Source organism: Streptomyces sp. NPDC005962 (assembly GCF_040629205.1).
Lineage (GTDB): Bacteria > Actinomycetota > Actinomycetes > Streptomycetales > Streptomycetaceae > Streptomyces.
Genome location: NZ_JBEXVE010000008.1, coordinates 22612 through 36626 on the forward strand (window position 1 = coordinate 22612; position 14015 = coordinate 36626).

Below are 14015 nucleotides of genomic sequence, written 5' to 3' on the forward strand. Positions count from 1 at the left end.
TTGAGCATAGGCACTCGGGCGACGGCCCGCCCCCGCTGTCGGCAGGTGCTGGCAGACTGGAGCGCGTGACCAGCTCAGACGCCATCCCCGCCGACCCGCCCGCCACGCCCCTCGGCAGTCCGTTCCGGCATGCGGAGACGGACCGGGACGCGGCGCCGCAGTTCGTGCTGCCGCTGGTGGTGCGGATCGAGAAGGCCGCGCCCCCGACCCGTACGGACGCCCTGGAGACGGCGGCGCGGGCGGTGCTGGTGCTGCTGTCGGACGAGCGGTCGACGGCGGAGGACGGCGAGTGGGCCGAGGCCGTGCGGGACTGGCAGGACGCCCGCATCCGCAAGGTCGTGCGGCGGGCGCGGGGCGCCGAGTGGCGGCGGGCCCAGACGCTGCCGGGCATCACGCTCACGGGCCGGGCGGCGGCGGCGAGCGGCGACGACGACCCGGCGGCCGAGGTGCGGGTGTTCCCGCCGGTGCCGCTGGACGGCTGGCCCAAGGAGCTGGCCAAGCTCCAGGTCTCCGGCACCGAGCTGGACGACCCCGCGCCACCGCCCGCACCGGACCCGGCCGGGCCGGTGCTGTGGCTGAACCCGGACGTCACGATGTCGGCGGGCAAGACGATGGCACAGGCCGGGCACGGTGCGCAGCTTGCGTGGTGGGAGCTGGACGACGCGCGGCGGGCGGCGTGGCGCGAGGCCGGTTTCCCGCTGGCGGTGCGGACGGCGTCGGCCGAGCGGTGGAGCGCGCTCACCGGAAGCGGTCTGCCGGTCGTACGGGACGCGGGCTTCACCGAGATCGCCCCCGGGGAAACCGTCGCCGTCGAGGGCGGCAGCCGCTTCTGCCCGCTCCCCCGCGTCAGGTGACGACGGTGGCGACGGGGTCGAGGCCGTAGGTACGGGCGTAGCCGTTCTCGGTGCCGACGGAGCCCACCACTGGCTGCGCGACGCCGTCCGCCGGACTCTGCGGCGCTAATTCGTTCGTGCGGAGGCCGCACACCGCCGTACCGTGACGCGCGGTCACACGACGGAGGGTGGGAGCGGTGGAGCAGCACGACGGACACGGATGGGCCGACGAAGGGTTCGGGGCCGTAGCCGACACGTTCGCGCGGAACTTCGCCGAGTTTCCCGAACTCGGCTCGGCCGTCACGGTGTTCGTCGGCGGACGCAAGGTCGTGGAGCTGTGGGGCGGGATCGCGGACGAGCGCACCGGCCGGGCGTGGCAGCGGGACACGGCCGTACCGGTCTTCTCGTGCGCCAAGGGCATGGTGAGCCTGTGCGCCCATCTCCTCGCCCAGGAGGGGCGGCTCGACCTCGACGCCCCGGTGAGCCGGTACTGGCCCGCGTTCGCGCGGCACGGCAAGGACGCCGTCACCTGCCGCATGGTCCTCGGTCACCGGGCGGGCGTTCCCGCCCTCGACGCGGTGCTCGGCTTCGAGGAGATCGCCGCCTGGACACCGGTCATCCGCGCCATCGAGGAGCAGCCGCCGCTGTGGGAGCCGGACACGGCGTACGAGTACCACGGCCATGTCTTCGGCTTCCTCATCGGTGAGGTCATCCGGCAGATCACCGGGCTCACCCCGGGCGCGTACTTCCGCGAGGCCATGGGCGACCCGCTGGGGCTGCGCGCCTGGATCGGCCTGCCCGCCCGGGAGATGGACGCCCGCGCCCGCCTCGTCGAGGCCGAGGGGCGGCCCGCGATGCCGGGGCCCGAGCATCTGCTGACCCGCATCGTGACGATGAACGGCGCGCTGGTCTTCCCCGGCGTCGACGAGCCGCACGGCTGGAACGACCCGGCACTCCTCGGCATGGAGCTGCCCGGCGCGGGCGCCACCGCGTCGGCGAGCGGCCTCGCCGGGATGTACGCGGCGGCCGTGAGCGGCATCGGGGGCCACGAGCGGCTGCTCACCCCAAAGACGGTGACGGACGCGGTCCGCGAGGTGTCGTCCGGCAAGGGCTGGCTGGGCTTCGACGCCGGGGCGCGCTGGGGCTCGGGCTTCCTGCTCGACTCGGCGGCCTTCCGTCCGATGCTGGGCGAACGCAGCTTCGGCAACGACGGGGCGGGCGGCCAGTTCGGCTTCGGCGACGACGAGTACGGCGTGGGCTTCGCGTACGTCGCCAACCGCATGATCGGCCACGGCGACGCCCGCGCCACCCGCCTGATCGAGGCGGTACGCGACTGCCTGACCGGCTGACGCCGGTCCACCGACGCCCCACGGCCGCGCCCGTCACGACGGGCCCAGGCGCGACCAGCCCCCGGCGCGACCGCCGCCGGGAGCGGCGCCGAGCCGCACACGCGGCCGGGCAAGGCGCGGCGGCGCTCGCGGATCGCGCGCGTCACCACCGGCGGCAGCACATCGGCAGCCAGCCGCCGGAGCGACGGCCGCCCGGACGCGGGGCCGGGCAAGGCCCGGGCCCGATCAGGCCTGGAGCCCACAGGCCCGGGGCGCGGTCGGACGCGGCGGCTTGCGGATCGCGCGCGTCACCACTGGCGGTCAGCCGCCCGACCACGCCAGCGTGGCGCCGTGAGCACGCCGACGCCCGGAGCGACGGCCAGCCGAGCGCGCGGCCGGACCGAGGCAGGCCCAGGGGCCGCCGGGTCAGGCCCGGAGCCCGGCCAAGCGCAGGGTCCGGCCCGGGGCCCGATCAGGCCGGGGGCCGGGGCCCGGGCAGGGCCCAGCCAGGCCAGGGGCCGGGTCAGGCCCGGGGCCCCACGCCCGGGGAGGCCAGTCAGGCGCGGCGGCGCTTGCGGATCGCGCGCGTCACCACCGGCGGCAGCACATCGGCGGCCAGGCGCCGGACCTGGCTGGGGCGGCGGGGGGCGGAGGCCGAGGCCGGGGCGGCGGGGGTCCGGCCCGGGGCGGGGGCGGCGGCGGGCGCCTCGTCGGCGTAGCGGGACCGCGGCGCCGCCGGGTTCTTCGGCTTCCCCGAGAACCGCAGCACGCGGCTGCCCGCGATCTCCTGGCGGCTGGTGTGCATCCCGCGGCGCCACTCCTCGTCCGCGAGCATCTCCTCCTGGATGGGGCCGGGGTCGCCCCACATGCCGTAGAGCTTCTGGGTGGTCAGGCAGATGGGCCGCAGTCCGCGGTTGAAGACGGCCTCCCACGCGGCGGCGGCCACGCCGGGGGTGTGCTCGGAGCGGAAGTCGTCGAGGACGACGATGCCGCCGGGCAGCAGAACGTCACGCGCGGCGCCGATGTCGCCCTCGACGTGCTCGTACAGGTGCGAGGCATCGACGTGGACGAAACGGCAGGTGTCGTCGTCCACCAGGCTGGGCACGACGGAGGTCGTGCCCTGGATGACGTCGGGCAGCTCGTCGTGGAACGCCAGGTAGTTCTGCTCGAAGGCGGTGCGGGTGAGGGTGGAGTACGACTTCCGGGCCTCCGCCGCGTTGTTCTCGTCCGGCGCGTCCTCCGCGTCGAAGAGGTCGCAGACCGTGTAGCGCTCACCGGCCCGCAGGTACGCGGCGGTGAAGATGGCGCTCTTGCCCATGTAGGCGCCCATCTCCATAAGGTCCCCGTGCTCCCCGAGGCGCTCTTGGCGCCTCAGGAAGAAGTCGAACAGCACTTGGTCAAGGCTGGGGAACCACCCCTTGACGTCATTGAGGCTGCGGGGGCGCTGCGCTGCATCGGCGGTGGTGGCCGTCATGGGGCTCTCTGTTCCTCGGAGGCGGTCGGGAGAGACGTGAATCGCGGGCCACGCTCGCAGTGACAGGCAACGCCGGGACGTCACGGTTGTGTGTTTTATGTGACCGGAACCCCGGGCAACCGGACCGGCACAGGGGGTCAGTGATCGGAAAGGCGTACGGAATGCGGTCTTACAGACCGATGACGGCACGGCGCGGACGCGGGCCCGGCGGCCGGTGAACGCCTAGCGTCGGGGCCATGCGCGTACTCGTCACCGGAGGCGCGGGCTTCATCGGCTCGCATATCGTCACCGCTCTCGCCGACCGCGGCCATGAGCCGGTGGTCCTCGACGCCCTGCTGCCCGCCGCCCATCCGTCCCCGCCGCGGCGGTCCGGCGCGGAGTGGATTCACGCCGATGTGCGGGACCGGGCGGCGGTGGAGTCGGCGCTGCGCGGGGTGGACGCCGTCTGCCATCAGGCGGCGATGGTCGGCCTCGGCAAGGACTTCGCCGACGCCCCGGGCTACGTCGGCTGCAACGACCTGGGCACGGCGGTGCTGCTGGCCGCGATGGCCGGGCGCGGGGTGCGCTCGCTCGTGCTGGCCGGGTCGATGGTGGTGTACGGGGAGGGGCGCTACGACTGCCCCCGGCACGGCCGGGTGCGCCCCGGCCCGCGCGCCGGGGCCGACCTGGCCGCCGGGCGGTTCGAACCCGGCTGCCCGGACTGCGGCACCCCGCTGCGGCCCGGTCTGGTCGACGAGGACGCACCGGCCGACCCGCGCAACGTCTACGCGACGACGAAGCTGGCACAGGAGCATCTGGCGGCGGCGTGGGCGCGGGCGGTGGACGGGCGCGCGGTCTCGCTGCGCTACCACAACGTCTACGGGCCGGGCATGCCGCGCGACACCCCCTACGCGGGCGTCGCCTCCTTCTTCCGCTCGGCCCTCGCGCGCGGCGAGGCGCCGACGGTCTACGAGGACGGCGGGCAGCGCCGCGACTTCATCCACGTACGGGACGTGGCCTCGGCCAACGCCGCCGCCCTGGAGGCGATCGCGGACCCGGCGGCCGCGGGCGGCCTCACCGCGTACAACACCGGAAGCGACGACCCCCATACGGTGGGCGAGATGGCCGAGGCGCTGGCGGCGGCCTTCGGCGGGCCCGCGCCGGTGGTCACGGGCGCCTACCGGCTGGGCGACGTACGGCACATCACGGCCTCGTCCCGGCGACTGCGCGAAGAGCTGGGCTGGCGGCCCGCGATCCCGTTCGGCCAGGGCATGACGGAGTTCGCGCACGCGCCCCAGCGGCCGGGAGCCGATACAGAGCCGCTACGCCCCGTCCGCTGACACCGGTTTACGCCCGGGCGGCGGGCAGGCGCACCTCGAAGCGGCAGCCACCGGCCACGTTCGTCACGGCCGCGTGGCCGTCGTGGGCCTCGACGATGCCGCGGACGATGGCGAGGCCAAGACCGGCGCCCGCCGGGGGTGTGCGGGCGTGGGTGCCGCGCCAGCCGGTGTCGAAGACGCGCGGCAGATCCTCCTCCGGGATGCCGCCGCAGCCGTCGGTGACGGACAGCACGACGGTGTCCGCCTCGCGCCGCGCGGCGACGGCGACCGTGCCGTCCGCCGGGGTGCGGCGGATGGCGTTGACGAGGAGGTTGCCCAGGACGCGGGTCATCTCCTTGCCGTCGACCTCGACGGGGATGGGGTCCACGGAGTCGCCGGTCAGCTGGACGCCCAGCTGGCGGGCGAGCGGGTCGGCGCCCGCGAGGGCGTCGCCGATCAGGTCGTAGACGGAGATCCGGGTGGGAGCGAGGGACAGTGCCCCGGCGTGGATGCGGGAGAGTTCGAAGAGGTCGCCGACCATGGTGTTGAGCCGCTCCACCTCGGTGCGGATCTGGCGGTGGTAGCGGTCCGGGTCCTCCGCCATGCCGTCCTCCAGCGCCTCGGACATCGCCCGCAGCCCGGCCAGCGGGGTGCGCAGATCGTGCGAGATCCAGGCGACCAGTTCGCGGCGGGAGGACTCCAGGGCCCGTTCCCGCTCCCGGGACCGGGCCAGTCTGTCGCTGGTGGCGGCCAGTTCGCGGCCGAGTTCGGCGAGTTCGGCGGTGGCCGCGCCGCCGGGGGCGGCGAAGCTGCCGCCGTCCCCGAAGGAGCGGGCCGCGAGGGTCAGCTCATGGCTGCGGGCCACCACCCAGCGGCCCAGCAGCAATGCGGTCACCAGGGACACCACCGCGGCCATGGCGCAGACGGTGGTGACGACCGTCAGATCGTGCGGGGACAGGAACATCGCCCAGGCGACCGCGAGCGTCCCGGTGAGCATGGCCATCACCCCGACGGCGGCCACGACCGCGAGGGACACGGCGACGGAACGGCCGCGCAGCAGCCGCAGTGCGAACGCGCCGAACAGCCCGGCCGCGGCGGCGCCGAGGAACGCGAACAGGGCCATCAGCAGCACATCACGCATGACGGTCCGACCCCTCCGCCCCTTCCGCCCCGGCGTCCGGCACGTCGAAGCGGTAGCCCACGCCCCAGACGGTCTGGATGAGGCGCGGCGCGGCGGGGTCGTCCTCGATCTTCCCGCGCAGCCGCCGCACATGGACGGTGACGGTGGACAGATCGCCGAAGTCCCAGCCCCAGACCTCCCGCATCAGCTCCTCGCGGGTGCAGGCGAGCCCGGGGTGGCGCAGCAGAAAGGCCAGCAGGTCGAACTCGCGGAGGGTCAGGGCGAGTTCCCGGCCGCCCCTGGTGGCGCGGCGGGCCATCGGGTCGAGGGTGATCCCGGCGCGGCGCAGCACGGTGTCCGGCCGCTCGGGACCAGGGTTCCGCACCCCGGCGGAGGCGCGCGGTCCGGTACGGCCGCGGCGCAGTACGGACTCCACCCGCAGCACCAGCTCGCGCGGGCTGAACGGCTTGGTGACGTAGTCGTCCGCGCCGATCTCCAGTCCGAGGATGCGGTCGTCCTCGTCGCCGCGGGCGGTCAGCATGATCACGGGCACCGGCCCCTTGCCGCGCAGCGTGCGGCACACCTCCAGGCCGTCCATGCCGGGCAACATGAGGTCCAGGACGACGAGGTCGGGCCACTGGGCGTCGGCGCGGGCGAGCGCGCCGGGGCCGTCGGCGGCCCGGTCGACGGCGTAACCGGCGCGGGTGAGATATCCGGCGACGACCTCGGCGACGGTCGGATCGTCGTCCACGACGAGAACGCGGCCGGGAGGCGGTGTCTGCTCCATGCGCCCCAGCCTGGCACCCGGCCCGGCCGCCGTCCCGCCCAGGAGCGCGGGACGGCGGCGACGTCCGTGTTTCGTAAGGTCCTGAAGTCCGGAATGTGGCTTTCTCCTTCGTAGGGTGGGCCGGGTGACAAACTTGACCGCTCCTCGTGCGGATGTCGTCCTCCCCTGTCTGAACGAGGCCGCCGCCCTGCCCTGGGTGCTGGAACGCATCCCCGCCGGCTGGCGCGCCATCGTCGTCGACAACGGCTCGACGGACGGCTCGGCCGCGATCGCCCGCGCCCTCGGCGCCACCGTCGTCCACGAGTCCCGCCGGGGCTTCGGGGCCGCCTGCCACGCCGGACTGCTCGCCGCCGACGCCGACTTCGTCTGCTTCTGCGACTGCGACGCCTCGCTCGACCCCGGGCTGCTGCCCGGCTTCGTACGGAGCGTCGCCGACGGAGACGCCGACCTCGTGCTGGGGCGCCGTCGTCCACGGGGGCGCGGCGCGTGGCCGGTGCACGCCCGGCTCGGCAACCTCGCCCTGGCCCGCATGATGCGACGGCGCACCGGAGCCGCACTGCACGACCTCGGCCCGCTGCGGGCCGCCCGGCGCGCACCGCTGCTGGCCCTGGGCCTCACCGACCGGCGCAGCGGCTACCCGCTGGAGATGGTCGTGCGGGCCGCCGACGCGGGCTGGCGGATCGCGGAGCGCGACGTGCCGTACCGGCCGCGCACGGGCGTCTCGAAGGTCACCGGCACCTGGCGGGGCACCTGGCACGCGGTACGCGACATGCGGGCGGTGCTGCGGCAGCCGCCCCGGGCCCCGGCCGCCCCCGGCGACGGCGACCGGGCGGGGGCCACCCGGTGAACGCGCCGCCGAGGCGCACGCCCCTTCCTCCGCTCGCTGCCCACGGTCCGGCCGGGTCGCGCCGGACCGCCGACGAGCGCCCGGCGCCCGGCAATGGCTCCGGCGCCGGACGCGGCACCGTACCCGACGCCGATACCGACGCCGACGCCGACGCCGTTACCGTGGCCGACGCTCTTCGGCGCCCGGAGAGCACCGTCCTCGTCATCGCCAAGGAGCCCGTGGCGGGGCGGGTGAAGACCCGGCTCACTCCCCCGTACAGCCCGGCGGAGGCCGCGGCGCTGGCCGAGGCCGCGCTCGCGGACACCCTGCACGCCGTGCTCGGGATGCCCGCCCGGCGCAGGGTGCTGGCGCTCGACGGGGCCCCGGGGCCCTGGCTGCCGCCGGGTATCGAGGTCGTGGCACAGAGCGGCGGCACTCTCGACGAGCGGCTGGCCGCGGCCTTCGCCGGGTGCCAGGGGCCCACGCTGCTCATCGGCATGGACACCCCGCAGGTCACCCCCGCCCTGCTGGCGCCCGCGCTGCGCGGGGACGGCTGGCGGGACCGCGACGCCTGGTTCGGGCCCGCCGCCGACGGCGGCTTCTGGGCCCTGGGCCTGGCGGAACCGGACCCGGAGCTGCTGCGCGGAGTGCCGATGTCCACCCCGGCCACCGGTGCCGCACAGCGGCGACGGCTCACGGACGCGGGGCTGCGGGTGGGCGAGCTGCCCGTACTGCGCGATGTGGACACGGCGGACGACGCCGCGTGGGTGGCGGCCCTCGCACCGGGCGGCCGGTTCGCCCGTACCCTCGCCGGGCTGTCCCGGGCCGCCACCCGATGAGCACGGCGACACACGGCGGCGCGGGCGGGGGCGCGGGCGGGGGCGCGGGCGGGGGCGCCCAGGCCGCGCACTGGCGCGCCGACCCCTATACGCGGGCGCTCAGCGCGGGCCGGGGGCCGCTGTTCCTGCGCCGCGCGGACGGCTGGCTGCTGCCACTGGAGGTCGAGCGCTGGTGCGCGGACGCCGACGCGGCGGACCGTACCGTGCTGCGCCGGTGCCGGGGCGCCGTACTCGACATCGGCTGCGGCCCCGGGCGGCTGGTGGCCGCGCTCGCCCCGCACGGCCGCCGCTGTCTGGGCATCGACGTGAGCCGGGCCGCGGTCGCCCGCACCGTGCGCGCCGGTGGCCCGGCGCTGTGCCGCTCGGTCTTCGAACCGCTGCCGGACGAGGGACGTTGGGGCACGGCGCTGCTGCTCGACGGCAACATCGGCATCGGCGGCGACCCCCGGGCCCTGCTGGCACGCGTCCGCCAACTCCTCACCCCCGAGGGGCTGCTGATCGCCGAGACGGCCGCGGCCGATGTCGACGAACGGGTCCGGGTGCGGGTGGACGACGGGCGCGGCGAGCCCGGCGAGGCGTTCCCCTGGGCCCGGGTGGGCGCCCCCGCGCTGCTGCGCCACGCCGGGTCTGCGGGCTGGACCGCCGTCGAGCACTGGACGGCGCGGGGCCGCGCCTTCACCGCCCTGCGCCGCGCCGCCGTCCCCGGACCCGCCACAGCCGGACCCGCCGCACCCGGGCCCGCCGCGCCGCCGACGTCCTGACCCACAGCCACAGCGCGGAGACGGCGAACAGCGCCGCCGTGATGAGCAGCCAGCGCGGCAGGAAGACCTCGGCGGACAGGCCGGTCGAGCGCTCATAGCGGCTCCGCTGCGTCCCCGCGATCAGCGGGAACCACACCAGCAGCAACAGCCCCGAGACGAAGGCGGGCAGCCGTACGAAGTTGACGTACGAGGCGGGCGCCGGGACCACCCGCTGGAGCGCCCGGTCGGCGGCCCCGTACAGCGGCAGCAGCACCAGGTCGTGCAGGACGGCGGCGCCGACGAACCAGAGCACGATCCCGAGCCAGTCGCCGCGCAGCAGCCGTACCCCCGCGTAGCCGGTCAGCGCGAACGAGCCGAGCAGCAGAAGCAGTTGCAGCGGCGAGTCGCCGTAGCGCCGCCGGAAGCCGGAGCCCTTCACACCGTTCACACCGTCTTCCCCGTTCACACCGACTGCCCGAAGCTCAGCCGGGCGACCCACTTGGTGTTGTGCACGCCCGGGGCGCCCGGGACGATGACACGCGCCGGGTAGCCGTGGTCCGGCGACAGGTCGGCGCCGTTGACGCGCAGGGCGAGCAGCGAGCGCGGATCGCGGACCTGGTTGTCGCGCAGCGCGGCCGAGCGGAACGAGCCGTGCCGCTGGAGCGACTCGACGAGGACGCCCGGCGGCCGCTCACCCAGGCCGACAAGCCCGGCGAGATCGGACAGCCGCACCCCCTCCCAGCGCTGGTCGGAGGTGGACCACCCCTCCACGCAGGCGATCGGCAGCGCCGACTCGTGCCGCGGCAGCCGCAGCACCTGCGCACGGGTGAGGACGACCTCACGGCCCGGGCCACGGACCACCAGCCGCCAGCCGGGGCCGATATCGCGGGCGCTGACGCCGACGGCCGCGGCGGTCTTGTTGATCTGGAAGCCGTTCGGCCCCCGGCCCGGACTCCGGCCGTGCGGGGCGAGCAGCGCGGTGTTCCGCAGCGGCCCGTCGACGCTCTGCCCGGCGGTCACCACCAGCAGGGCGGCCGAGCCGGTGCCCACCATCGCGAGCGCGCCGCGCCGCGACATGGTCGGCGGGGCCGGGTCCGGGCTGACCAGACCGGTCTCGTCGGGCGGTTCCGGCCGGGTACGGGAGACGGGGGTGCGCAGCTCCGCCCGCAGATCGCGGCCGCGCAGCGCGCGCACCATACGGGGGAACCGGAGCGCCACATGGACGGCGAACGCGCCCATGAAGATCCACGCCCCGTAGAAGTGCAGCGGGTAGAAGGACCCGGGAAAGACGTACTCCAGCTGGACGTTGAGCACCCCGGTCACGAACTCGAACAGCCCGCCGCCGACCAGCGCGAGCAGCGACAGCCGCTCCAGCCCATGCGCCGGGGACCGCACCGGCGGCCGCTCGAACAGCTTGGGGACGACCGACCACAGCTTGGCCAGCAGCACCGGCACCAGCACGATGCCGAGCGTGACGTGTACGCCCTGGGTGACGCGGTAGAGCCAGACGGGGTGGGTCGGCCAGGAGAAGAGATAGACGCCGAGCAGCCCCTTGTCCGGCGTCGTGTCGTTGACCGGGGACAGATCCGGGTTGTACGCGGCGTACGACAGCAGCCCGGTGACGAACAGCAGCGGAATCCCGAACAGCAGGACCAGGCCGAAGACGGACGTCAGCCAGGGGCCGCGCAAGGGGCTCCGCCACGGTGTACGGGCTTTGTGCGCACCGTCGGACCGGCCGGGTGGACTGTGGCTCATGGCACGACCGTAGGGCCGACGGGCCGGTCGGAAGCGGCTCCGACGCATGACGAAACGCTGACGTCGGCCCATCCGGACGCACCCGCCCGGACGGATCTGACGGTTCGGTGACGGAGCGCGCCGCAGCGGCCGATCCGGCAGGTCACCGGCTTAGCGTGAAGCCGTGAAGCTCCCCCTCCGCACCGATGACCGAACCCTTCGTACGACGGACGGGGACGGGCGGACCGGCCGCCGCCGGGATGTGCTCGCCGCCGCTGCCGCCGCCCTCCTCTTCGCCGTCGCGGCCGCCGTCGGCACCCTGATCCAGCGGACCGACCACACCCTCTACGTCGACTGGGCGCCGCTGTTCGCCTCCTGGCTGCCCCACGCGGGCCCCGGCACGCCCGCCGCCGTGGCCCTCGCCGTGGCCGTCGTCGCCCACGGCCCGCGGTACGCGGCGACGCTGCCGTGGCACCGGCTGCTGTGGGCGGCCTGGGCGGCGGCGCTGGCCTGGACCTGGGCGCTGGCGCTCGTCGACGGCTGGGGACGGGGCGTGGCCGGGCGGCTGACGCAGCGGAACGAGTATCTGCGCGGCGTCGACCGCTTCCATGACATCGGCGCCGCGCTGCGCGGCTTCACCGGCCACATCCTGCTCACCCAGCCCGACCACTGGCCCGCGCACATCGCCGGGCATCCGCCGGGCGCCGTGCTCACCTTCGTCGGGCTCGACCGGCTGGGGCTCGGCGGCGGCGGATGGGCGGGGGCGTTCTGCGTCACCGTCGGCAGCTCGGCGGTGGCGGCCGTGCTGGTCACGCTGCGCGCGCTGGGGCAGGAGGGCGCGGCGCGCACCGCCGCGCCCTTCCTCGTCCTGGCCCCGGCCGCGGTGTGGGTGGGGGCGTCGGCGGACGGCTACTTCGCGGCGGTCGCGGCGTGGGGGCTCGCGCTGCTCGCGCTGGCGGCGAGCCGTACGGTCCGGGCACCGCGCGCCGTCGCGCTGGCCGCCGGGCCGCTGCTCGGCCTCACCGGGTATCTGTCGTACGGGCTCACGCTGTTGGCGCTGCCCGCCGCGGCCGTGCTCCTGCTCGCCCGTACGGTGCGGCCGCTGCCGTACGCGGCGGCCGGGGCGGCGGTGGTGGCGGGCGCGTTCACCCTGGCCGGTTTCGCCTGGTGGGAGGGGTACGACCTGCTGGTCGAGCGCTACTACCAAGGGGTCGCGGCGGAGCGCCCGTACGGCTACTGGGTGTGGGCCAACCTCGCCTGCACGGTGGTCACGGCCGGCCTCGCCTCCGTCGCCGGCGCCCGCCGGGCCGTGGAGGCCGCGCCCGGGGCGGTACGGCGGCTGCGCCACGGCGTCCACGATGACCAGGGTGACCAGGGTGAACACGGCGGGGCGGACGGGCTCGTGGTGCTCGTGGTGGCGGTTCTGCTCGCGCTGGCCACCGCCGATCTGTCCGGGATGAGCAAGGCCGAGACGGAGCGCATCTGGCTGCCGTTCGTGCTCTGGCTGCTGCCCGCCGCCGCGCTGCTGCCCGCCCGCGACCACCGCCGCTGGCTGACGGTGCAGGCCGGGCTGGCGCTGCTGGTGAACCATCTGCTGCTGACCGGTTGGTGAGTGGCCGATGTGAAGAGCAGGTGATACTTCTGTGATACTGAGCGGGGGCACACAACTGAACCGTTGCCAGGGGGCGGGACCCGTTGAAGGCGTTGAAGACCTTGAAGGCATCGCAGTCCTTGAAGGCATTGAAGGAATTATCCGCGCGGAACGCCTATGGCGTGGCCGCGCCCCTGGGCGCGCTGACGGCCGTGGCCGTGGTCGTGGCGCTGCTCATCGTCCTGACCTCGCCGGGGGATACGGGCGGCACGGTGGACGGCAGCGTCCAGGCCGCCGCACCCGTGCCGCGGGCGGACAAGATCCCCAAGGGCGCCAAGAAGAAGAACAAGTACGCCAACTGGGACGGCAAGGTGAAGGTGATCGGGGACGGCTCCACGTCCTACACCGGTCCCCAGCCGGGCCAGCCGAAGATCAAGAAACTGAAGCCGGGCGAGAAGCCCCCGCAGTTCGTGGTCTTCTCCTGGGACGGCGCGCTGGAGAACGGCGACCACCTCTTCTCCCGCTTCCGCCAGGTCGCCAGGGAAACCAACGCCAAAATGACGTTCTTCCTGAGCGGCATGTATCTGCTGCCCAAGTACAAGAGCGATCTCTACAAGCCGCCGATGCACAAGCCGGGCTCGGCCGCCATATCCTTCCCCACCGATGAGCACATACGCGAGACGCTGGATCAGCTGCGCGGGGCGTGGCAGGAAGGCAACGAGATCGGCTCGCACTTCAACGGGCATTTCTGCGGCTCCAAGGGCGGCGGCGAGTGGAGCACCCAGCAGTGGAAGAGCGAGGCCGAGCAGGCGTACTCCTTCGTGGAGCACTGGAAGACCAATACGGGTTTCACCGACATCGAGCCGCTGCCCTTCGACTACGACGAGGAACTGGCGGGCGGCCGCGCTCCCTGTCTTGAGGGACAGAAGAATCTGATCCCGGCCATCAAATCTCTGGGCTGGCGCTACGACGCGAGTTCTCCGGGCGACTTCCAGATCTGGCCGTCCAAAATCAGCGGCATCTGGAACTTCCCGCTCCAGCTAGTGCCGTACCCGGAGAGCGAGAAGCAGGTCCTCTCCATGGACTTCAACTTCCTCTACAACCAGTCCGGTGACAGCACCGAGGGCGATCCGGGGAAGTACGCCGAATGGGAGCGGCTGACCCGCGAAGGCTATCTGAACGGCTTCGAGCGCGTCTACAACGGCAGCCGGGCACCGCTGTTCATCGGCAACCACTTCGAGACCTGGAACGGTGGCATCTATATGCAGGCCATCGAAGACGTGATGCGCAGCGTGTGCAAGCGCCAGGGTGTGCAGTGCGTATCGTTCAAACAGCTCGCCGACTGGCTGGACGCCCAGGACCCGAAGGTCCTGGACAAGCTGCGGATGCTCGACCCGGCGGAATCGCCGGACTGGTCGGCGTACACCAAGTAGCAAGTAGCAAGT

Annotated in this window: 14 protein-coding genes; 8 read left to right on the forward strand and 6 right to left on the reverse strand. The window is 74.4% G+C overall.

The features are described from left to right. Window positions 1-65 precede the first annotated feature (65 nt). Window positions 66-854: a peptidyl-tRNA hydrolase gene (locus ABZ370_RS15480; RefSeq protein WP_358620421.1), complete on the forward strand. Its 789-nt coding sequence runs from the start codon at window positions 66-68 to the stop codon at window positions 852-854. Here the strand turns inward: ABZ370_RS15480 and ABZ370_RS15485 are convergent. Further along, window positions 847-1011, reverse strand: a complete 165-nt coding sequence (locus tag ABZ370_RS15485) for a hypothetical protein (RefSeq protein ID WP_358620423.1) — start codon at window positions 1009-1011, stop codon at window positions 847-849. The two genes, ABZ370_RS15480 and ABZ370_RS15485, sit on opposite strands and share 8 nt — an antisense overlap. A 19-nt stretch (window positions 1012-1030) precedes the next feature. Between ABZ370_RS15485 and ABZ370_RS15490 the strand changes: the two genes are divergently transcribed. Further along, window positions 1031-2182 carry a serine hydrolase domain-containing protein gene (locus ABZ370_RS15490; RefSeq protein ID WP_358620424.1) on the forward strand — a complete coding sequence of 384 codons (1152 nt, stop codon included), beginning with the start codon at window positions 1031-1033 and terminating at the stop codon, window positions 2180-2182. A 535-nt stretch (window positions 2183-2717) separates the two neighbouring features. Here ABZ370_RS15490 and ABZ370_RS15495 read toward each other — a convergent pair. Continuing rightward, the gene (locus ABZ370_RS15495; protein WP_358620426.1) at window positions 2718-3635 is read right to left on the reverse strand and encodes a class I SAM-dependent methyltransferase; all 918 of its coding nucleotides are present in this window, start codon (window positions 3633-3635) and stop codon (window positions 2718-2720) included. Window positions 3636-3871: 236 nt separating this feature from the next. Between ABZ370_RS15495 and ABZ370_RS15500 the strand changes: the two genes are divergently transcribed. After that, on the forward strand, window positions 3872-4954 hold the full coding sequence (locus ABZ370_RS15500; protein WP_358620428.1) for an NAD-dependent epimerase/dehydratase family protein: 1083 nt from the start codon (window positions 3872-3874) through the stop codon (window positions 4952-4954). A gap of 7 nt (window positions 4955-4961) precedes the next feature. Here the strand turns inward: ABZ370_RS15500 and ABZ370_RS15505 are convergent, their stop codons facing one another. Further along, a complete protein-coding gene (locus ABZ370_RS15505) occupies window positions 4962-6074 on the reverse strand; it encodes a HAMP domain-containing sensor histidine kinase (RefSeq protein WP_358620429.1) in 1113 nt (370 codons plus the stop codon). Then, on the reverse strand, window positions 6067-6840 hold the full coding sequence (locus ABZ370_RS15510) for a response regulator transcription factor (protein WP_358620431.1): 774 nt from the start codon (window positions 6838-6840) through the stop codon (window positions 6067-6069). The genes ABZ370_RS15505 and ABZ370_RS15510 overlap by 8 nt, the downstream gene beginning before the upstream one ends. 115 nt (window positions 6841-6955) lie before the next feature. On the opposite strand from ABZ370_RS15510, the gene ABZ370_RS15515 reads away from it, so the two are divergent. From ABZ370_RS15515 to ABZ370_RS15525, 3 genes are all read left to right on the forward strand, one after another. Continuing rightward, window positions 6956-7687 (forward strand): glycosyltransferase family 2 protein, encoded by a 732-nt coding sequence (locus ABZ370_RS15515; protein WP_358620433.1) that lies wholly within the window; start codon window positions 6956-6958, stop codon window positions 7685-7687. A 161-nt stretch (window positions 7688-7848) separates the two neighbouring features. Further along, the gene (locus ABZ370_RS15520; protein WP_358620918.1) at window positions 7849-8505 is read left to right on the forward strand and encodes a DUF2064 domain-containing protein; all 657 of its coding nucleotides are present in this window, start codon (window positions 7849-7851) and stop codon (window positions 8503-8505) included. Beyond that, the gene (locus tag ABZ370_RS15525) at window positions 8502-9266 is read left to right on the forward strand and encodes a methyltransferase domain-containing protein (protein WP_358620434.1); all 765 of its coding nucleotides are present in this window, start codon (window positions 8502-8504) and stop codon (window positions 9264-9266) included. The genes ABZ370_RS15520 and ABZ370_RS15525 overlap by 4 nt, the downstream gene beginning before the upstream one ends. Here ABZ370_RS15525 and ABZ370_RS15530 read toward each other — a convergent pair. Beyond that, window positions 9181-9693 (reverse strand): hypothetical protein, encoded by a 513-nt coding sequence (locus ABZ370_RS15530; RefSeq protein WP_358620435.1) that lies wholly within the window; start codon window positions 9691-9693, stop codon window positions 9181-9183. The two genes, ABZ370_RS15525 and ABZ370_RS15530, sit on opposite strands and share 86 nt — an antisense overlap. A gap of 14 nt (window positions 9694-9707) precedes the next feature. Next, window positions 9708-11000 (reverse strand): molybdopterin-dependent oxidoreductase, encoded by a 1293-nt coding sequence (locus ABZ370_RS15535; RefSeq protein ID WP_358620437.1) that lies wholly within the window; start codon window positions 10998-11000, stop codon window positions 9708-9710. A 163-nt stretch (window positions 11001-11163) separates the two neighbouring features. Here ABZ370_RS15535 and ABZ370_RS15540 point away from each other — a divergent pair, with 163 nt between their 5' ends. Next, window positions 11164-12591: a hypothetical protein gene (locus ABZ370_RS15540; RefSeq protein ID WP_358620439.1), complete on the forward strand. Its 1428-nt coding sequence runs from the start codon at window positions 11164-11166 to the stop codon at window positions 12589-12591. Between the two features lie 161 nt (window positions 12592-12752). Then, window positions 12753-14003: a hypothetical protein gene (locus ABZ370_RS15545; protein WP_358620441.1), complete on the forward strand. Its 1251-nt coding sequence runs from the start codon at window positions 12753-12755 to the stop codon at window positions 14001-14003. Window positions 14004-14015 lie beyond the last annotated feature (12 nt).